The sequence below is a fragment of the Haemophilus influenzae genome, from assembly GCF_900475755.1.
GTDB lineage: Bacteria > Pseudomonadota > Gammaproteobacteria > Enterobacterales > Pasteurellaceae > Haemophilus > Haemophilus influenzae_D.
In genome coordinates this window covers 662,261-681,916 of sequence record NZ_LS483411.1, presented here as the reverse complement: position 1 = coordinate 681,916, position 19,656 = coordinate 662,261, and the positions used below count along the sequence as shown (strand labels likewise).

The following is a 19,656-nucleotide window of genomic DNA, read 5'->3' as shown; positions in this document are numbered from 1 at the left end:
TCACATTTGAGATGAAAAAAAGTGCGGTTGAAATTTCCTGAGAATTTTCAACCGCACTTAATAAATATTAATTATCCATTAATGGTATTGTGATTACTCTGCTTGAGTTTCCACGTTTTCAACTGCTTCTGTTGGAGCAGTATGATGATTGTTATTGTGATGGGAAACTGAACGAGCAGGCACAACCGTTGAAATTGCGTGTTTATATACCATTTGATTCACGGTGTTTTTTAATAAAATCACGAATTGATCGAATGATTCAATTTGACCTTGAAGTTTGATTCCGTTTACAAGGTAGATTGATACAGGAATGCGTTCACGACGAAGCGCATTTAAATAAGGATCTTGTAAAGATTGTCCTTTTGCCATTTTGCTATCCTTTGTTGTCGTTATTATGAAATTTGTTGATAGAAACGAGTTGTCTCCGTGTGTAAGTGTAGCAATAAACAGAAATATTGTCTATTTGCTTTCCCGCAACTTTTGCAAAATTGCTTTCATTTGATGATCTAGTGACGCATTGAAACGTAGTGTTTCGCCATTTTTAGGGTGTTCAAACCGAATTGAAAAAGCGTGCAAAAACAAACGATTTAATCCTAATTCATTCATTTGTTTATCAAAATCTTTATCGCCGTATTTATCATCTAATGCAATAGGATGTCCTGCATATTGTGTATGCACACGAATTTGATGGGTTCGCCCTGTGACTGGTGAAGCCTTCACAAGCGTAGCATTTATATAGCGTTCTTCAATACTAAAGCGAGTTTCAGATGGTTTTCCTTGCTCGCTGACACGCACAATGCGCTCTCCGCTAGATAATTCATTTTTCAAAAGAGGGGCTTGAATAACTTTTATATGGGATTGCCATTGCCCACGTACTAACGCTAAATAATCTTTTTGAACGGTTTTGACGCGAAGTTGTTCGTGCAAATTGCGTAATGCTGAACGTTTTTTGGCAATTAATAAAATGCCTGATGTATCGCGATCTAAACGATGAACCAGTTCTAAAAAGCGTGCTTCTGGGCGTAATGCTCGTAAGGCTTCAATCACACCAAAATTTAAACCACTTCCGCCGTGCACCGCGATTCCTGAGGGTTTATTTAAAATAATCAAGCAATCATCTTCAAACAAAATTTGGTTTTCAAGTGCGGCAACTTTATTGAGATTTTTTGAAATCGGCACATCATTTTTTTCTGCGACACGCACAGGTGGAATGCGTACAACATCGCCTGTTTGCAGTTTATATTCTGGTTTAATTCTGCCTTTGTTTACTCGCACTTCGCCTTTACGCACAATGCGATAAATTAAACTTTTGGGTACACCTTTGAGTTTTGCTAATAAATAATTATCAATTCGTTGCCCACTTTCATCTTCACTAATTGTCAGCATTTTTACGGATGAATTAATGATTTTTTCATTTTGTTTTGTCATTTTTTTTCCTTTTGAAAATCGCTGCAAATCATATCATAAAGGCACTATAAACGTAATATGAACGTCACTCTATGAACGCAAATTCGCCTTGCTAATTAATCGTTTTCTATGGATAATAGACCCTCTTTTTGCGCCTAATAATTTGCGTAAAAAAGGATAAGTTTTGTTGGTGAAAACTCAATGCAGCAATTGGCATAAGACATTGATAATCAACATTTTTCTTAAAATAAATCAGCCGTTTGCAACGCGTGCGGAATATCGCGTTGTTTTATCAAGCAAATATTTATGCTTAATAACGTTATCAATGCACCCAGCAACATACAGTCGTGAGATTGACTGGCGCGAGAAACACGAGGTCGATAACGAAGCAAAGTGCGGTTTATTTTGAGTTTTTTTTAAATATTTAATAAGAGAATTGACAATGAAAAGAATGTTAATCAATGCAACTCAAAAAGAAGAGTTGCGTGTCGCGCTTGTCGATGGACAACGCCTTTTTGACTTGGACATTGAAAGTCCAGGACACGAACAAAAAAAAGCGAATATCTACAAAGGAAAAATTACTCGCGTTGAGCCAAGCTTAGAAGCGGCTTTTGTAGATTATGGTGCAGAACGTCACGGTTTTTTACCTTTAAAAGAAATTGCCCGTGAATATTTTCCTGATGATTATGTTTTTCAAGGTCGTCCGAATATTCGCGATATTTTGACTGAAGGACAGGAAGTTATCGTTCAAGTTAATAAAGAAGAAAGAGGAAACAAAGGTGCAGCCTTAACTACTTTTGTTTCTCTTGCCGGTAGTTATTTGGTGTTTATGCCGAATAATCCACGGGCAGGAGGAATTTCTCGCCGTATTGAGGGCGATGAACGTACTGAACTAAAAGAGGCATTAAGTTCATTAGATGTGCCTGACGGTGTAGGCTTAATCGTCCGTACTGCTGGTGTGGGAAAATCGCCAGAAGAATTACAATGGGATTTAAAAGTATTATTACATCATTGGGAAGCGATCAAACAAGCTTCACAAAGCCGTCCAGCTCCATTCTTAATTCATCAAGAAAGCGATGTGATTGTACGTGCTATTCGTGATTATTTGCGTCGTGATATTGGTGAGATCCTTATTGATAGCCCAAAAATTTTTGAGAAAGCGAAAGAACATATCAAACTTGTGCGTCCTGATTTCATCAATCGCGTGAAACTTTATCAAGGCGAAGTACCACTTTTCAGCCACTATCAAATTGAATCTCAAATTGAATCCGCATTCCAACGTGAAGTGCGTTTACCTTCTGGTGGTTCAATCGTTATTGATGTAACTGAAGCATTAACCGCGATTGACATTAACTCTGCGCGCTCTACTCGTGGTGGCGATATTGAAGAAACGGCATTAAATACCAACCTTGAAGCGGCAGATGAAATCGCGCGTCAATTACGTTTACGTGACTTAGGTGGTTTAGTTGTTATCGATTTCATTGATATGACACCAATCCGCCATCAACGTGAAGTAGAAAATCGTATTCGTGATGCGGTTCGTCCAGATCGCGCCCGTATTCAAATTAGCCGAATTTCTCGTTTCGGCTTGTTGGAAATGTCACGTCAGCGTTTAAGCCCATCATTGGGCGAGTCTTCGCACCATATTTGCCCTCGTTGTCAAGGCACAGGCAAAGTGCGTGATAATGAATCTCTTTCTTTATCTATTTTGCGTTTGCTGGAAGAAGAAGCGTTAAAAGAAAACACAAAACAAGTTCATACCATTGTGCCAGTACAAATTGCCTCTTATCTTCTTAATGAAAAACGCAAAGCAATCAGCAATATTGAAAAGCGTCATAATGTCGATATTATTGTTGCCCCAAATGAAGCAATGGAAACACCGCACTTTAGTGTTTTCCGTTTACGTGATGGCGAAGAAGTAAATGAATTAAGCTATAACTTAGCGAAAATTCACTGTGAGAAAGATGAAAATACTGAAGAATCACTGGTTTCTCGTAATATAGAAACAACAGCTGTTATTGAACAGCCTGCGGTTGAAAGTGCAGCAGTGGCGCTTTCTATTTCAGAAGCTGCGCCAACGCCAGTTGAGCGTAAATCAAATGAACCCTCTTTGTTAGCCAAAATTATTGCGAAGATTAAAGGTTTATTTGCTGCTAAATCTGAAGAAAACAAACCGAAAAATAACCGCACTTCACGCAATCCTAATCGTAATCAACGCCGTTCACAGGATCGTCGCACTTCTCGTCGTCCACGTTCTGAAAATAACGAGGCGGAAAGAACCGAAGAACAGGTTCGCAATGTCCGTGAGCGTAATCAACGCCGTCCACGCCGTAACTTAGTGGAAGAAAGTATCGCTGAAAGTGCGGTAAATTCTACACCTGTTTTTGAGGCTAAAGAAGAAAGAACTGAGCCTGTAACTCAACGTCGCCAACGTCGTGATTTACGTAAACGCGTGCGCGTTGAAGATAATGAAACAGTTGTTGAAAATAATTTGAACACGACTGAAAAAATGTCAGAAATGGATGTAATTACGGTTCAAAATGATGAAAAACCCGTTCATCAGAACCAACGTTCTGAACATCAAGAGCGTCAGCGTCGTACTCCACGTCATTTGCGTACAGCGAATAATCAGCGTCGTCGCCGTAATCAAGAGCCAAAATCGCCAATGCCATTATTTGCTGCGGTGGCTTCACCTGAATTGGCAAGTGGCAAGGCTTGGATTGATTATTCAACGGTAAATCTGCCAAAAGAAAATCATTTCTTATCTGTCGATGAATTGCTTGAGCAAGAGAAAACTAAAAAAGGGTTTATCACGCCAGCAATGGGAATTGTCGTTGAAGAAAAATCCCTTGATGTAAAACCTGCATTAGATTTTATTACTCAACCAGCTAATGAATCGGTACAGAAAAAGGTGCAAGAATCTTTAGAGCGTTTAAATTCATATAAACCTCAAGAAGTTGTTGAATCTATCGAGCCAGCAATTAATGTAAATGAACCTGAAACGGTCGAGAACGTATCAAAATTTGTCCGCACTTATGAATTTAATGGACGTTTAGGTACTATTTCTTCGGTGATTCATACTAAAGCTGAGATGACTTTGGCGAAAGCGAGTGATGAAATGCCAGAGGCTTTCCCAATTAGAGCTTGGCAGGATTCTCGTTATTATTTCTATGGAAAAGGTGCGGCGGGACATCATTGTGCAATTAGCCACGTTTATTCTGAACCTACTCGTGCAAAAGCAGAATAATCAAAAATAAAAATAGAATTGGCGTAACCAAAATTACGTCAATTCTTTTTATTTTATAAGCTGTAGTAAAAATAATCATTTAGAATAAATATGATTATTTCTACTTGACGGTTTTTATTAGAGAACGTATTATTCACGCGCATTAAATCACGGAGGAATGGTCGAGTGGTTGAAGGCACCGGTCTTGAAAACCGGCGAGGGTTTACGCCCTCCTAGGGTTCGAATCCCTATTCCTCCGCCATCAATTTTTACGAGCTAACTAATTCGGAAGAATTAGTTTTTTATTTCTCATCATCTATTTTCCGTATTTTCACGGTTTTCTAATTCTTCTTTAAACACCAAATATTCTTCTAAAAGATCGATTGCCTCTTGGCATTTTTGCTGGCGTTTTTTATAAACTTCTGCAAGTTGAGCATAACGTATTTTTTCATCATTATTTTTTTCAGCTTGTGCTAAATCTTTATGTTGTCGATAAAGATTATTCAACTGCTCTCGTGCCTCGTAATATTTTTCTAGGCGTTCTCTTGGCGGTAATTTATGAATGTTATGTTGAGATTTTTTTTGCGGCTGCGGAGTGAGGTTCGTATTAATGATAAAAGGCTTATTTTTATGCGTGAGTGCTTCTGATAGCGCAGTACATTGGGCAAGTAAGCGTTTGGTAATGAAGATGTAATGATCAGGATTTTCTGATTGTAGGGATTTTATTTTATCAAGGGTTTGATTAATTTCCTTTAGATAAAAGGCAACAGTTTGTCCGTTTTCACTAAATAAAGTGCGGTCAAATTTGGCGAAGATTTTTTCTTCTTGCAGCAAGTTGCTCTGATAAAGTTGTTGAACTTTTTGATCTAAGCGTTGGATAAGTTGTTTAACAGTCATAAAAAAATCCCCCAAGTGGGGGATTATAATCGTTAAAGATACATTGCTGCAATCCAGCCGAATACCAATAATGGAATATTATAGTGAATAAAGGTAGGTACAACAGAATCCCAAATGTGATCGTGTTTGCCATCCATATTCAAGCCAGATGTTGGGCCTAATGTTGAGTCTGATGCGGGCGAACCTGCATCTCCTAAAGCCGCGGCTACGCCCACAATAGAAATTGTCGCTAATGGAGAAAAACCAAAAGATAAACAGAGAGGTACGTAAATTGATGTAATAATCGGTACTGTAGAGAATGATGAGCCAATACCCATTGTAATTAATAAACCAACGACAAGCATTAATAATGCGGCAACACCTTTATTTTGCACAACACCAGAACTTAGGCTTTGTACTAAATCTGTTACGCCAGTGGTGGCATTAATCACATTTGCAAAACCTGAAGCAGCAATCATTACAAAGCCAATCATTGCCATTAAGCGTAAGCCTTGTTGAAAAATATCGTTGCTCTCTTTTAGTTTGAAAATGCCACATAGTACGAAAATAATTAAGCCAATTAAACCGCCAATGATAGTTGAACTTGTGACTAATTGTGTTGCGAAGGTTGCGACAATTGCGATTAAACTTGCAACAATTTGTTTTGGTTTAATATTAGCAATGTGGGCTTCAATATCTTTAGTTGTTGGTTCTTCAACATTGATATTGTATTCACGTGGTTTACGGTAGGTAATAAATACGGCTGTGAGTAAGCCTAAAATCATTCCAATAACAGGTAACAACATTGCTAAAGAAACTTGTGCTACATTTGTTTGTAAACCTAAGGTCGCACCTACTTGATTAATGTTTTTAACTAAAATACTTTCGATAAAGATTTTTCCAAAGCCCACTGGTAATAACATATAGGTAGCAGTTAAACCAAATGTAAGTACGCAAGCTACTGCACGGCGATCAATTTTTAAACGGTTAAAGATTGAAAGCAGCGGTGGTACAACGATTGGAATAAAGGCAATATGCACTGGAAGTAAGTTTTGAGAAGATATGGCAAACAATGCCAACACCGCAAAAATGAAATATTTGAACCAAGTTAAATTGCCAGCAGTTGGTGTTTTATTCATTTTTGTGATGATTTTATAAGCGATTAAATCGGTAATACCTGATTTAGAAATAGCAATAGCGAACGCACCAAGCATTGCATAGTTCATCGCGACTTCAGCACCGCCACCTAAGCCACCTGTAAAGGTTTCGATGGTTTTAGTTAAACCTAAATCACCGATAAATCCTGCGGTAAGTGCAGCAATCACCAGTGCGATAATAACGTTGATGCGTAGCAAACTAAGTGCCAGCAAAACGATGATCGAGATAACAACGGGGTTTGATAACATTGTGTTTTTCCTTGTAAATTAAATGATAAATACTTTACTTTAAAATTTTTATTGAATAAATAATAACGCTAAATTAATGCCTCCTATATCATAAATAAAACAAAACCCCTCGAAAGTAGCCTTCCGAGGGGTAAGATTTTTATTATCCAGTCAGCTCGGAAGAAATCTTCCAAGCACACCAAAAACCTGAAAGATTATTCAGTTGAATGGTGATGATGGTGACGACGGATAATGTTCATTTTTTATCTCCAAATAAGAATTGCTTTTAAACTACTGGAAAAATCAAACGATTGCAACCACTTTTTTAGTTTTTTTAAAGTGCGGTCTGATTTTCTGCTGTGTTTTCTGTTTCATCTATTTGAGAAATATGGGGAAAGCCACCTAAATCTTTTAAATGATTGACCATATAACAGAATAATTCCGCCGTGCGTTCGGTATCATATAGCGCTGAATGGGCTTGTTTCCCATCAAAGGGGATTTTAGCAGCAAGACAGGCTTTAACAAGAACAGTTTGACCAAACATTAAGCCTGCTAAACTTGCCGTGTCAAACATGCCAAAAGGGTGGAAGGGATTACGCTTTACGCCGGTACGTTCAGCAGCAGCCATCACAAAACTTTGGTCAAAAGCAGCATTGTGCGCCACAATGATAGAACGTTGGCAATCCGTATCTTTTTGTCCTCGACGCACCATTTGAAATAACCCCGTGATTGCATCAAGTTCAGATACTGCACCACGTAATGGATTGTGAATATCAATGCCATTAAATTTCAAGGACTCAGGATTAATATTTGCTCCTTCAAAAGGCTCGATATGAAAATGGCATTTCTGATCAGGATGCAAATAACCGTTTTCATCCATTTTTAATGTGATGGCGGCTAGTTCGAGTAACGCATCTTTTTTTGCATCAAAACCTGCAGTTTCAACATCAATAATGACGGGGAAATAGCCACGAAAGCGATTTTTTAATTGGTTGTGATAAGGGATTTCTTGAGAATCGGACATAATCTATCTCTTAAAAATAAAATAACGTAGGAATCCCTACGTTATTAAAAATACAATAAAAATTGACCGCACTTTAGTTGCCTAAACCAGATTTAGTACTTTTGTTTTCGATAAATTCAATTTTATAACCATCTGGATCTTCAACAAAAGCAATGACGGTTGAGCCACCTTTAACTGGCCCAGCTTCGCGAGTAACGTTACCACCGCTTGCACGAACAGCTTCACAAGTCGCATAAATATCATCTACGCCGATAGCGATATGTCCATATGCTGTGCCGTGTTCATATTTATCTACACCCCAGTTGTATGTTAATTCAATTTCTGCCGCACTTTCGCCATCTTCGTAACCTAAAAAAGCCAGTGTATATTTGTATTCAGGGTTTTCACTGGTGCGTAATAAACGCATACCTAAAACATCTTGATAAAATTTGATTGAACGATCTAAATCACCCACGCGTAACATAGTGTGTAAAATTTGCATCGGTTTGTCCTTTTTTAGTTGAGTTAAACAGATTATGTCATAAGTAAAATAAAAAATCAGAATTATCTATTTTGTCCAATCTTGCCACTGAAGATCTGTAATACGCTGAAATTCTTTTACATTATGTGTAATAAGAACAGCATTTAAACTCAATGCGTGACAAGCAATCCATAGATCATTATTTCCGATAGGTCTCCCTTGTTTTTTGAGTGTATTTGCCCATTTGCCATAATGTAAACAGATTTGTTCATTGGGATATAGTACATTTACTCGTTCAGTAAGTAATTCTATTGCTCGTATTGATTGCTCATAATTTTGACTACTAAAGGCGCCTTTAATAAGTTCAGCATAAGTAATAAAGCTGATAACTAAGCGATCATTAGGCAATAATTGTGATACTCGTTCGGCAACAATTTTGGGGCGATTTTTCATTAAATAAATAATGATATTGGTGTCTAACATATAAATCATAAATTTTCTCGCTCCTGAGGCGGTAAATCATCACGCGCTTCAAGTGCTTGAATAAAGGTCTCATCAAATCCTTCAAATAACGCAAGAAAATCATCTGTTTTTTTAGAAACTGGGCGTAATACCACATCCCCATTTTCCTTTCGGAAAATTTCTACGGTATCGACATCAAAACGAAAGTCCATCGGGATCCGAACAGCTTGGCTGTTACCACTTTGAAACACTTTAGCAAGCATATTTACCCTCCTGTATATACTATGTATTTAATAAGTATATACTAATCATTTCAATTGCTGTATGCAAGTAAGAAGATTAAATCGCTGTTGTTTTATTTAACCGCAATCATCGAGCCAAAATTAAAGCATTGGAACCAAAGCTCTACTTGTGAAAATCCTACGTTTTTTAACCGCACTTTGTGTGTCTCAATAGAGTCTGTACGCATCACATTTTCAAGTGCAGTGCGTTTCTGGCTCACTTCAAGTTCGCTATAACCATTGGCACGTTTGAATTGGTGGTGCAAGTCAATAAGCAAATTATTAACATTGGTATCTTCAAAACGGAATTTTTCAGAAAGTATTAATACGCCATTTGGATTTAAGCCTTTATAGATTTTGGTAAGCAATGCGATACGATCTTCAGGCGGTAAAAATTGCAAGGTAAAGTTGAGAATGACCATTGAGGCATTTTTAATCTCAATGTAGCGAATATCATTACAGAGAATTTCTACTGGTATCTCACTATGATATGCCGCAATATGTTGGCGACAACGTTCAACCATCGGTTGAGAATTATCGATACCAATAATTTTTACGTTTGGTTGATGAATATTTCGACGTGCAGAAAGTGTGGCGGCACCTCGCGAGCAACCAAGATCATAAACATTACTATCAGCCGTGACGAAACGTTCCGCCAGCATACCGATTGCAGTAATAATGTTGGAATAGCCAGGCACGGAGCGTTGAATCATATCTGGAAAGACTTCAGCAACGTTTTCGTCAAAGATGAAATCCCCCAATTTAGCAATGGGGGTAGAAAATAGAGTATCTTTTACCATAATGTGTTAAAGGCAGAGAGAAAGGGGCATTATTTTAGAAGAAATTTAATAAATTATGATTTAGGAAATAAATGCGCCATGGCACTTTCTTCTTGTTTAATACGCACGCCTAGGATAAGCAAATAAATGGGTAATCCAATCAATGCGGTATATTTTGCTTGGCAGAAAAGCGATAAACCAATTAACTCGGGAATAATGTTTAAGAAATAATTCGGGTGACGTACATATTTAAACAAGAAAGAGCGGTTAATGTGATGTTCCGGTAAAATGTAAAGTTTTACTGTCCAAATCTCTTTTAGCTCATAAATCACATAAAATAGCATTGCAATAGCAAAAATTAAAATCGCTAACCCTATTTGTGAAGTGCTATTAAATGACAGGTTTTGGTTATTAGCCTCAATGATCGCCGCAAAATAAAATACAACATGGGCAATGGACAACAGTGTGGAATTGCGTTTACCATACTGTATTGCACCCTTTGCAATGAGTGCTTTTTCATGACGAATTGAAATAGACAGACTGTAAAAACGGATCGCTAAAATACAGGCAAAAGTAATATTGATAAATAACATGTGGTTATCCTTAACGTAATTTAATCTCAACAAGCCACATAATATAACAAAAAATCTGATGATATGGCACAAAAAAGCCTTTATTTTGAACATTTATTACTTTTCTTTGCTTTTTTGATTGATTTGTCAGCATAAATAACCTTTTTATCTCTCTTGGTTTTCCGCTATAATTGTGGCAGATTTTTGAGCATAATTAAAAGAGTACAAAGGATTTTGAAATGATGCGTACACATTATTGCGGAGCATTAAACCGTAACAATATCGGACAAGACGTAACATTAAGCGGTTGGGTTCATCGCCGTCGTGATTTAGGTGGCTTGATTTTTATTGATATGCGTGATCGTGATGGCGTTGTGCAAGTTTGTTTTGATCCGAAATATCAAGAAGCATTGACAGCGGCTGCGAGTTTACGTAACGAATTTTGTATCCAAATTAAGGGTGAAGTGATCGCACGTCCTGAAAACCAAATCAACAAAAATATGGCAACGGGCGAAGTGGAAGTGTTAGTGAAAGAATTGCGTGTTTACAATGCTTCTGATGTGTTGCCTCTCGACTTTAACCAAAACAATACTGAAGAGCAACGTTTAAAATACCGTTATTTAGATTTACGTCGCCCTGAAATGGCTCAACGTTTGAAAACCCGTGCGAAAATTACCAGTTTTGTACGTCGTTTCATGGATGACAATGGTTTCCTTGATATTGAAACCCCAATGCTTACCAAAGCAACGCCTGAAGGTGCGCGTGACTATTTAGTGCCAAGCCGTGTACATAAAGGCAAATTTTATGCGTTGCCACAATCTCCACAGCTTTTTAAACAGCTTTTGATGATGTCTGGTTTTGACCGTTATTATCAAATCGTAAAATGTTTCCGTGATGAAGATTTACGTGCAGATCGTCAGCCTGAATTTACTCAAATCGATGTGGAAACCTCTTTCTTAACTGCGCCAGAAGTACGTGAAATTATGGAACGTATGGTACACGGCTTATGGCTTGATACCATTGGTGTAGATTTAGGTAAGTTCCCAGTGATGACTTGGCAAGAAGCAATGCGTCGTTTTGGTTCTGATAAGCCAGATTTGCGTAACCCATTAGAAATGGTGGATGTAGAAGATATTGTCAAAGATGTAGATTTCAAAGTATTCCAAGCCCCAGCGAATGATCCAAATGGTCGTGTGGCTGTAATCCGTGTACCGAATGGCAATGAAATTACGCGTAAACAAATTGATGAATATACACAATTTGTTGGTATTTACGGTGCAAAAGGTTTGGCTTGGGCGAAAGTAAATGATATCAATGCAGGCCTTGAAGGCGTACAAAGCCCGATTGCGAAATTCTTAAATGAAGAGGTATGGAAATCATTAGCAGAACGTGTCAATGCTCAAACTGGCGATATTTTATTCTTTGGCGCAGACAAATGGCAAACTACGACGGATGCAATGGGTGCATTGCGTTTGAAATTAGGTCGCGATTTAGGTTTAACTCGTTTAGACGAATGGCAACCACTTTGGGTGATTGATTTCCCAATGTTTGAACGTGATGATGAAGGCAATCTTGCCGCAATGCACCATCCATTTACGTCGCCAAAAGATTTTAGCCCAGAGCAATTAGAAGCCGATCCAACAAGTGCGGTAGCAAATGCTTACGATATGGTAATCAATGGCTATGAAGTAGGTGGCGGTTCAGTACGTATTTTCGATCCGAAAATGCAACAAACTGTATTCCGTATTCTTGGCATTAACGAACAAGAACAACGTGAAAAATTCGGTTTTTTATTAGATGCGTTAAAATTTGGCACACCACCACACGCAGGTTTAGCATTTGGTTTAGACCGTTTAACTATGCTTTTAACTGGCACTGAAAATATCCGCGATGTGATTGCTTTCCCTAAAACTACTGCGGCAGCGTGCTTGATGACAGAAGCGCCTAGCTTTGCGAATCCGCAAGCATTGGAAGAGTTGGCAATTTCTGTCGTTAAAGCAGAATAAGTTTGAAATATTAGGAATGAAGTGCGGTCAGATTTGACCGCATTTTTAATGATGCAATACAAAAATAATCAATCTGTTCTCGTTGTAATTTACGCTACAAATACAAACCGAGTTTTAATGCTCCAACGCCAAGATGATCCTGATTTTTGGCAGTCTGTTACTGGTACCATTGAAAGTGGTGAAACACCAAAAAACACAGCAATTCGTGAGCTATGGGAAGAAGTGCGGTTAGAAATTTCGGAAAATTCCACCGCACTTTTCGATTGCAAAGAGAGCATAGAATTTGAAATTTTTCCACATTTCCGATATAAATACGCACCGAATATCACTCACTGCAAAGAACATTGGTTTTTGTGTGAGGTGGAAAAAGAATTTATTCCAGTATTGAGTGAGCATTTAGATTTTTGCTGGGTATCGGCGAAAAAAGCAGTAGAAATGACGAAATCCCAGAATAATGCGGAAGCTATTAAAAAATATCTTTTTAATCCCCGTAGGTAAGTATACTCACAGCTAATTATGGTAATAGCGGTTCTCTTTTGGGAAAAGCTATATTTACCCCAACGGGGTAACACTTTTACTAGCCTAGGCTATACCTAGCCTAGGTCAAAACGTTTAATTAAATCAAGATCAATAAGATCAAAACAGAAGGAAAACAACATGGCAGGCCATAGTAAGTGGGCTAATATTAAACACCGCAAAGCAGCACAAGATGCACAACGCGGTAAAATTTTTACTAAATTAATTCGTGAACTTGTTACCGCAGCTAAAATTGGTGGTGGTGATGTGAGTGCTAACCCGCGTTTACGTACAGCAGTAGATAAAGCACTTAGCAACAATATGACGCGCGATACTATCAACCGAGCTATTGATCGTGGCGTAGGTGGTGGCGATGACACCAATATGGAAACCAAAATCTATGAAGGTTATGGCCCAGGCGGTACAGCAGTTATGGTTGAATGTTTAAGTGATAATGCAAACCGCACCATTTCACAGGTTCGCCCAAGTTTTACCAAATGTGGTGGTAACTTAGGAACTGAAGGCTCTGTAGGCTACTTATTCAGCAAAAAAGGTTTAATCTTAATCGCAGAAGCGGACGAAGATGCCTTAACTGAAGCGGCTATCGAAGCGGGTGCTGATGATATTCAACCACAAGATGATGGTTCATTTGAAATCTATACTGCTTGGGAAGATTTGGGTTCAGTGCGTGATGGCATTGAAGCAGCTGGCTTTAAAGTTCAAGAAGCTGAAGTAACGATGATTCCATCAACAACCGTTGATCTTGATATCGAAACCGCACCAAAATTACTTCGTTTAATTGATATGTTGGAAGATTGTGATGACGTACAAAACGTATATCACAACGGTGAAATCAGTGACGAAGTGGCATCTCAACTTTAATGATGCAATAAATGGGTAATTTAATTACCCATTTTTTATAGAAATTATGAGCATTATTTTAGGTATTGACCCTGGCTCTCGCGTAACGGGTTATGGTGTGATTCGTCAAACAGGAAGACATTTGGAATATCTCGGCAGTGGTGCAATTCGCACTCAAGTTGAAGATTTACCCACCCGATTGAAACGGATTTATGCTGGAGTGGCTGAAATTATCACGCAATTTCAACCTGATATGTTTGCGATTGAACAAGTGTTTATGGCGAAGAATGCGGATTCAGCTTTAAAACTAGGGCAGGCTCGAGGTACGGCGATTGTGGCGGCAGTAAATCATGATTTACCTGTTTTTGAATATGCCGCACGTTTAGTAAAACAAACGGTTGTGGGCATTGGTTCCGCTGATAAAGTGCAAGTGCAAGAAATGATAACTCGTATTTTGAAGTTATCAGATAAACCTCAAGCCGATGCTGCGGATGCCTTGGCTATCGCGATTACACACGCACATTCTATTCAACATTCTTTACATATTGCCAATTCTGTGAAAATGACAGAAACGCAAGAAAAAATGACCGCACTTTTAAAGACCAGATATAGCCGAGGACGCTTTAGATTAAAAATTTAACTGGATGTTCGTCCAGTTTTATTTTATTCTATGCGTTAAATTTTTTATCATTCGGAAGAATTATGATCGGTCGCTTACAAGGCATTCTTTTAGAAAAACAACCTCCAGAAATTTTACTTAATGTGCAAGGCGTAGGCTATGAATTGCTTTTGCCTATGACGAGTTTCTATGATTTACCAGAAATTGGTCAAGAAACGACTTTATTCACCCATTTTGTTGTTCGGGAAGATGCTCACTTACTCTTTGGATTTGCCCAAAAAACAGACCGCACTTTATTTCGTGAATTAATTAAAACAAATGGGGTGGGGCCTAAATTAGCCTTAGCGATTTTATCCGCCATGTCGGTCGAACAATTTGCCTATGCGATAGAGAGAGAAGAACTTTCTAAACTCACTAAAATCCCAGGGGTTGGCAAAAAAACTGCTGAACGTTTGTTAGTTGAACTGAAAGGTAAATTTAAAGGTGTAAAACAAAGTGATTTCTTTGTAGAAAGTACCCATATTCGGTCAGTTCCATCTATTGAACCGAGTGTAGAAAATTCATCTGATGAAGCTATTTCAGCCTTGATTGCTTTAGGTTATAAACCTTCAGAAGCAGAAAAAATGGTGAAACGAGTTGCTAAGCCAGAATTAACCAGTGAACAAGTTATCCGCGAAGCGTTAAAAGCCGCACTGTAGGAAAGATATGATTGAAGCAGATAGAATTATTAGCGGGCAAGCTAAGGTTGATGAAGATGTTATTGACCGCGCTATTCGCCCTAAACTATTAGCAGATTATGTTGGGCAGCCGCAAGTACGCGAGCAAATGGATATTTTCATCAAGGCTGCCAAACTCCGTCAAGATGCCTTAGATCATTTGTTGATTTTTGGCCCTCCCGGTTTGGGAAAAACAACCCTTGCTAATATTGTGGCAAATGAAATGGGCGTCAATATTCGTACGACATCGGGGCCAGTATTAGAAAAAGCGGGCGATTTGGCTGCAATGCTAACTAATCTTGAACCGCACGATGTATTATTTATTGATGAAATCCATCGACTTTCCCCTGCGATTGAAGAAGTCCTTTATCCAGCAATGGAAGACTATCAATTAGATATTATGATTGGCGAAGGGCCAGCTGCTCGTTCTATTAAATTAGATTTGCCACCTTTTACTTTGGTTGGTGCGACCACTAGAGCGGGTTCTTTGACTTCGCCATTGCGTGATCGTTTTGGTATTGTGCAACGTTTGGAATTCTATTCTGTAGAAGATTTAACCTCTATCGTGGCAAGAAGTGCGGACTGTTTAAATCTTGAATTAGAACAGCAGGCCGCTTTCGAGGTGGCTCGTCGTTCACGAGGCACGCCTCGAATTGCAAACCGTTTATTACGACGTGTGCGTGATTATGCAGATGTACGCAATGGGGGAGTAATTTCGGTAAATGTGGCAAAACAAGCACTTTCAATGTTGGATGTAGATGATGCTGGATTTGATTATTTAGATAGAAAATTGTTGTCTGCAGTTATTGAGCGTTTTGATGGTGGACCTGTGGGGCTGGATAATCTTGCTGCTGCAATTGGCGAAGAACGTGATACCATTGAAGATGTTTTAGAGCCTTATTTGATTCAACAGGGGTTTTTACAAAGAACGCCACGTGGACGTATTGCAACATCGAAAACTTATCGCCATTTCGGTCTGCAGAAATTATCAGACTAGATAAATTTAACTACTAAAAAAGCCTTATTGTATTCAACAAGGCTTTTTTAATTACTCACTATAACTTTTCAAATTACTTAATTTTGCTAAACCCACTTCACAACTTTTTAACTGAGTCGCTAATTCCATTTGAAGAATTTGTTGTTTGCTTTGGTTTAGTTTACTTTTGATTTTATTTACTTGAATGTGGGTTCCAGGTTGTTTTTCTGCTTGGGCAATCAAATTTTCTGTTTCTTTAAATAATTGCTCACATTGTTTAGGTATTAAATTAGATTCGGCTAAAACAGAAGTTGAAAATAAGCATAAAAGTGCAGTAAAAAAAAGCGTTATTTTTTTCATTTTAGAATCCAAAATTACTTTTCGATAGAATAAATGTCGAAATTTTTTGCAAGATAGCAAAATATGCTTGAGCTGTCTAATTTTTTATTCAAAATTTGTGATGTGTGTCAAATTAATTAATCAATAAGAAATTCACAATCAATCTTTAAAACTATAAAAATTTACCCCGAAATTATCCTCTAGGATGAAATCTTTCATGTAATCGTTTCAATCTCTCTTTTGCCACATGAGTATAAATCTGTGTTGTGGATAAATCTGTATGCCCTAGCAACATTTGCACCACACGTAAATCCGCACCGTGATTCACTAAATGGGTGGCAAAAGCATGGCGAAGAACGTGAGGGGAAAGTGCATCAGCATCAATATCTGCGAGAATGGCATAATGTTTTACACGATGCCAGAAAGTTTGACGAGTCATTTGCTGTGCGCGCTGACTTGGAAACACAACATCAGAACTCTGCCCATTTAAGAGAACAGGACGACCATAAAGTATAAATTGACGAACCCAATAGGCAGCTTCTTCCCCCATTGGCACAATACGTTCCTTGTTCCCTTTACCAATCACGCGCACCACGCCTTGTTGTACGCTCATGTTTTCAATTGTAAGCGAAACTAACTCCGTCACACGAAGCCCCGTTGCATAAAGCAACTCTAACATTGCTTTATCTCGTAACTCCAAAGGCACGTCCACATCTGGCGTATTGAGCAAATCTGACACTTGTTGCTCAGTTAAATATTTTGGCAAGCGACTGGGTAATTTAGGCGAACTTAGCACCGCACTTGGATCATCCACTCGGTATTTTTCCCGATATAAATATTGGAAAAGTTTACGCATTGCACTTAACATTCGCGCGGTGCTAGTGGCTTTGTAACCTTTCTCTAAACGCTCTCCTAGAAAACCTTGCAAATCAACAGCATCTAAAGTTTCCAAAGACAAGTCATTTTTATCCAACCAATCACAAAGTGCGGTTAAATCCAAACGATAAGATTGAACGGTATTTTCTGAAAGCCCTTTTTCAATCCAATATTCATTAAGAAACAAATCAATAAACGCAAGATTTTTCATATTACTTTTCTACAAGGAAGCGATGCGTCCTATTTATGCTGAACAATCAAAAAGGCATTTAACTTGCGTGGAATCACAAAAAATGCAGCAGCCGCGATGATACTCATCAATACAAATGTCATCGCTGGCGACGTTGGATAAATCATTCCCGCAATCGCGGTAAAAATGGCAATTAACACGCCATTGGATAAACCATTATACAAACCTTGTAATTTCGCAATATGGCTTTGCGGTTGCGTAGTGATATAGCGAACAATCGCATAATGGCACACGGCATAAGTCAAACTATGCATAAGTTGCAATAAGAATATCAACCAAAAATCTTCAATATATCCCATTACAGCCCAGCGTCCAACGCACGCAATCGCAGAAATATAAAGCAGCACGCTGATAGAAATATTTTGAAATAAGCGACGAGAGAAGAAAAATAATACAATTTCTGCTAATACGCCAATGCCCCAAAGTAAGCTAGTTTGAGAAATGGAGATCCCAATACTTGTCCAATAAATCGTGCTATAAACATAATAAGCCGCATGAGAGCCTTGAATGAGTCCTACTGCAATCATTACTCGCAATGTCATTGGATTTTTCAGTAAAGCAATAAAACCAATATGATTTTGATCGCTGCCTTCAGGTATTTCATCTTTTGGGGGAATGGTCGGTTTTAAAAGCTGAATGATGGTATAGAAAGATAAAAGTGCGGTTAAAATCCACACGATATTTTGCTCGCCAACCCAGCCAATCATGCCACCAAACACTACTACGCCAAGGATAAAGGCAGCAGAGCCAATTAAACGTACTTTGCCGTAATCTAAGCCGATTTGGCGTTGCCAAGTGGATGCCAATGAATCCCCAATTGGCATTCCTGCTGAATTCACAGAGGCATATAAACCAATAGCAATAAATAACAACCAAAAATTATGTGCAACTAAACTCATTGCCGCCATAATAATGGCCGATGCTAACGCCAATAGGCGTAAGGAATTAATAATATGATTGGCTTTTTTAATCAGCGATGAAAAAAATAATCCGCCCGCAAATCGGAAAATATAAGCACTGCCGATAACTAAACCAATCATTTCTTCGCCATATTGTTGTGATTTTAACCAAGCTGGGAAGAACGGCAAAAATACGCCATAAGCGCAGTAGTAACCTAGAAAGCTCAGTGCGAGCCAATAAAAAGGACGAAGTTGCATCAGAATAAGGTTTCCATTTCTTGTGAACGAGATAAACAAGCCTGCATAGCTTGCTCTATTATTTGATTAAAATGTTGTGCGTCAAATACGGCTAACGCCGCCGCAGTGGTGCCACCTTTCGAGGTGACATTTTCACGCAAAGTTGAAAGTGTAATTTGCGGATTTTCTGTTACCATTTTTGCTGCACCGAGCATTGATTGCTGCACTAATTCACGCGCAGTTTTTTCATCAATATTCATTTTAATTAAGGCTTGCTGCATCGCTTCCAGCATCAAAAAGAAATAAGCTGGGCTACTTCCTGAAGCGGTAGTTACTGCGTGCATTTGAGTTTCATCATCCACCCAAACCGTTCTTCCCACTGCCCCCAACAAATCTTGTGCAAAAGTGCGGTGATTTTCGCTCGTATTTTTCGGTGCAAATAAACCTGCCATACCTTCGCCCACTAATGCAGGCGTATTTGGCATAACACGCACTACTGCGTTCGCACTTGGAATTAATGCGTTCAAGCGTTCAGTTGAAATCCCCGCAGCAATGGAAATTAATAATTTATCGGAAAAATCCACCGCACTTAGTGGCGAACAAACTTCAGCCATCATTTGAGGTTTTACCGCAAGCAATACAACTTCCGCTTTGATTACGCTTTCCACATTATTTTCAGAAGTTGTCACGCCAAGATTGGCAAAAAATGCTCTTTTTTCCTCATTCGGATCATTCACAATAATTTGCTCGGCAGGATAACCTTGTTTCAATAAACCAAGAATAATAGCCTGTGCCATATTACCGCCGCCAATAAAGGCAATCAATTTGTGTTGCATCGTTTTTCCTACTTTTATGGGCTATAATGCTGCATATTCTACCCTATATTGAA

22 protein-coding genes, 1 tRNA gene and 1 other annotated feature are annotated in these 19,656 nt (G+C 38.5%); of the genes, 8 read left to right on the top strand and 15 right to left on the bottom strand.

Features of this window, described 5'->3' with window-relative positions:
* Window positions 1–93 precede the first annotated feature (93 nt).
* The 3 genes from hfq to DQN24_RS09070 form a co-directional block, all read right to left on the bottom strand.
* Entirely contained in the window at window positions 94–369 is a 276-nt protein-coding gene (gene hfq / locus DQN24_RS03445; protein ID WP_005693756.1) for an RNA chaperone Hfq, read from the bottom strand.
* A gap of 90 nt (window positions 370–459) precedes the next feature.
* On the bottom strand, window positions 460–1,428 hold the full coding sequence (gene rluC / locus DQN24_RS03440) for a 23S rRNA pseudouridine(955/2504/2580) synthase RluC (RefSeq protein WP_038439335.1): 969 nt from the start codon (window positions 1,426–1,428) through the stop codon (window positions 460–462).
* A gap of 221 nt (window positions 1,429–1,649) precedes the next feature.
* A complete protein-coding gene (locus tag DQN24_RS09070; RefSeq protein ID WP_154017471.1) occupies window positions 1,650–1,799 on the bottom strand; it encodes a hypothetical protein in 150 nt (49 codons plus the stop codon).
* A 50-nt stretch (window positions 1,800–1,849) separates the two neighbouring features.
* Here DQN24_RS09070 and rne point away from each other — a divergent pair, with 50 nt between their 5' ends.
* Both rne and DQN24_RS03430 read left to right on the top strand, forming a co-directional pair.
* Entirely contained in the window at window positions 1,850–4,654 is a 2,805-nt protein-coding gene (rne, locus tag DQN24_RS03435; RefSeq protein ID WP_111695400.1) for a ribonuclease E, read from the top strand.
* 151 nt (window positions 4,655–4,805) lie between these two features.
* Window positions 4,806–4,895: transfer RNA gene (locus tag DQN24_RS03430), tRNA-Ser, on the top strand.
* 50 nt (window positions 4,896–4,945) lie between these two features.
* On the opposite strand, the gene priC is transcribed toward DQN24_RS03430, so the two are convergent.
* From priC to DQN24_RS03390, 8 genes are all read right to left on the bottom strand, one after another.
* Complete coding sequence (gene priC / locus DQN24_RS03425) at window positions 4,946–5,530, bottom strand: primosomal replication protein PriC (protein ID WP_021035682.1); 585 nt, start codon at window positions 5,528–5,530, stop codon at window positions 4,946–4,948.
* Window positions 5,531–5,562: 32 nt separating this feature from the next.
* Entirely contained in the window at window positions 5,563–6,915 is a 1,353-nt protein-coding gene (locus DQN24_RS03420; protein ID WP_021035683.1) for a Na+/H+ antiporter family protein, read from the bottom strand.
* Window positions 6,916–7,012: 97 nt separating this feature from the next.
* Window positions 7,013–7,134, bottom strand: a sequence feature (His leader region).
* Between the two features lie 94 nt (window positions 7,135–7,228).
* Window positions 7,229–7,918 (bottom strand): ribonuclease T, encoded by a 690-nt coding sequence (gene rnt, locus DQN24_RS03415; RefSeq protein ID WP_021035684.1) that lies wholly within the window; start codon window positions 7,916–7,918, stop codon window positions 7,229–7,231.
* 73 nt (window positions 7,919–7,991) lie between these two features.
* Window positions 7,992–8,399 carry a lactoylglutathione lyase gene (gloA, locus tag DQN24_RS03410; protein ID WP_005688980.1) on the bottom strand — a complete coding sequence of 136 codons (408 nt, stop codon included), beginning with the start codon at window positions 8,397–8,399 and terminating at the stop codon, window positions 7,992–7,994.
* A 66-nt stretch (window positions 8,400–8,465) separates the two neighbouring features.
* A complete protein-coding gene (locus DQN24_RS03405) occupies window positions 8,466–8,870 on the bottom strand; it encodes a type II toxin-antitoxin system VapC family toxin (RefSeq protein ID WP_021035685.1) in 405 nt (134 codons plus the stop codon).
* Window positions 8,867–9,103, bottom strand: coding sequence for an antitoxin (locus tag DQN24_RS03400; protein WP_005656316.1), 237 nt, complete (start codon window positions 9,101–9,103; stop codon window positions 8,867–8,869). The genes DQN24_RS03405 and DQN24_RS03400 overlap by 4 nt, the downstream gene beginning before the upstream one ends.
* A 92-nt stretch (window positions 9,104–9,195) precedes the next feature.
* Entirely contained in the window at window positions 9,196–9,921 is a 726-nt protein-coding gene (gene cmoA / locus DQN24_RS03395) for a carboxy-S-adenosyl-L-methionine synthase CmoA (RefSeq protein WP_111695399.1), read from the bottom strand.
* 53 nt (window positions 9,922–9,974) lie between these two features.
* Window positions 9,975–10,493, bottom strand: coding sequence for an isoprenylcysteine carboxyl methyltransferase family protein (locus tag DQN24_RS03390; RefSeq protein WP_005688985.1), 519 nt, complete (start codon window positions 10,491–10,493; stop codon window positions 9,975–9,977).
* A 218-nt stretch (window positions 10,494–10,711) separates the two neighbouring features.
* On the opposite strand from DQN24_RS03390, the gene aspS reads away from it, so the two are divergent.
* From aspS to ruvB, 6 genes are all read left to right on the top strand, one after another.
* Entirely contained in the window at window positions 10,712–12,478 is a 1,767-nt protein-coding gene (gene aspS, locus DQN24_RS03385) for an aspartate--tRNA ligase (RefSeq protein ID WP_111695398.1), read from the top strand.
* Between the two features lie 21 nt (window positions 12,479–12,499).
* Window positions 12,500–12,976: a dihydroneopterin triphosphate diphosphatase gene (gene nudB / locus DQN24_RS03380; protein ID WP_021035689.1), complete on the top strand. Its 477-nt coding sequence runs from the start codon at window positions 12,500–12,502 to the stop codon at window positions 12,974–12,976.
* A gap of 159 nt (window positions 12,977–13,135) precedes the next feature.
* The gene (locus tag DQN24_RS03375) at window positions 13,136–13,876 is read left to right on the top strand and encodes a YebC/PmpR family DNA-binding transcriptional regulator (RefSeq protein ID WP_005662961.1); all 741 of its coding nucleotides are present in this window, start codon (window positions 13,136–13,138) and stop codon (window positions 13,874–13,876) included.
* Window positions 13,877–13,922: 46 nt separating this feature from the next.
* Complete coding sequence (gene ruvC, locus DQN24_RS03370; RefSeq protein WP_005662962.1) at window positions 13,923–14,495, top strand: crossover junction endodeoxyribonuclease RuvC; 573 nt, start codon at window positions 13,923–13,925, stop codon at window positions 14,493–14,495.
* A gap of 62 nt (window positions 14,496–14,557) precedes the next feature.
* Window positions 14,558–15,172: a Holliday junction branch migration protein RuvA gene (ruvA, locus tag DQN24_RS03365; protein WP_050838877.1), complete on the top strand. Its 615-nt coding sequence runs from the start codon at window positions 14,558–14,560 to the stop codon at window positions 15,170–15,172.
* A gap of 7 nt (window positions 15,173–15,179) precedes the next feature.
* Window positions 15,180–16,187 (top strand): Holliday junction branch migration DNA helicase RuvB, encoded by a 1,008-nt coding sequence (gene ruvB / locus DQN24_RS03360; RefSeq protein ID WP_021035692.1) that lies wholly within the window; start codon window positions 15,180–15,182, stop codon window positions 16,185–16,187.
* A gap of 51 nt (window positions 16,188–16,238) precedes the next feature.
* On the opposite strand, the gene DQN24_RS03355 is transcribed toward ruvB, so the two are convergent.
* From DQN24_RS03355 to proC, 4 genes are all read right to left on the bottom strand, one after another.
* On the bottom strand, window positions 16,239–16,526 hold the full coding sequence (locus DQN24_RS03355; RefSeq protein ID WP_005656308.1) for a DUF5339 domain-containing protein: 288 nt from the start codon (window positions 16,524–16,526) through the stop codon (window positions 16,239–16,241).
* A gap of 172 nt (window positions 16,527–16,698) precedes the next feature.
* The gene (xerD, locus tag DQN24_RS03350) at window positions 16,699–17,592 is read right to left on the bottom strand and encodes a site-specific tyrosine recombinase XerD (protein ID WP_111695397.1); all 894 of its coding nucleotides are present in this window, start codon (window positions 17,590–17,592) and stop codon (window positions 16,699–16,701) included.
* A gap of 29 nt (window positions 17,593–17,621) precedes the next feature.
* Entirely contained in the window at window positions 17,622–18,788 is a 1,167-nt protein-coding gene (locus DQN24_RS03345; RefSeq protein ID WP_050847311.1) for a 3-phenylpropionate MFS transporter, read from the bottom strand.
* Window positions 18,788–19,603 carry a pyrroline-5-carboxylate reductase gene (gene proC, locus DQN24_RS03340; RefSeq protein ID WP_111695396.1) on the bottom strand — a complete coding sequence of 272 codons (816 nt, stop codon included), beginning with the start codon at window positions 19,601–19,603 and terminating at the stop codon, window positions 18,788–18,790. Before proC ends, DQN24_RS03345 begins: the two co-directional genes overlap by 1 nt.
* Window positions 19,604–19,656 lie beyond the last annotated feature (53 nt).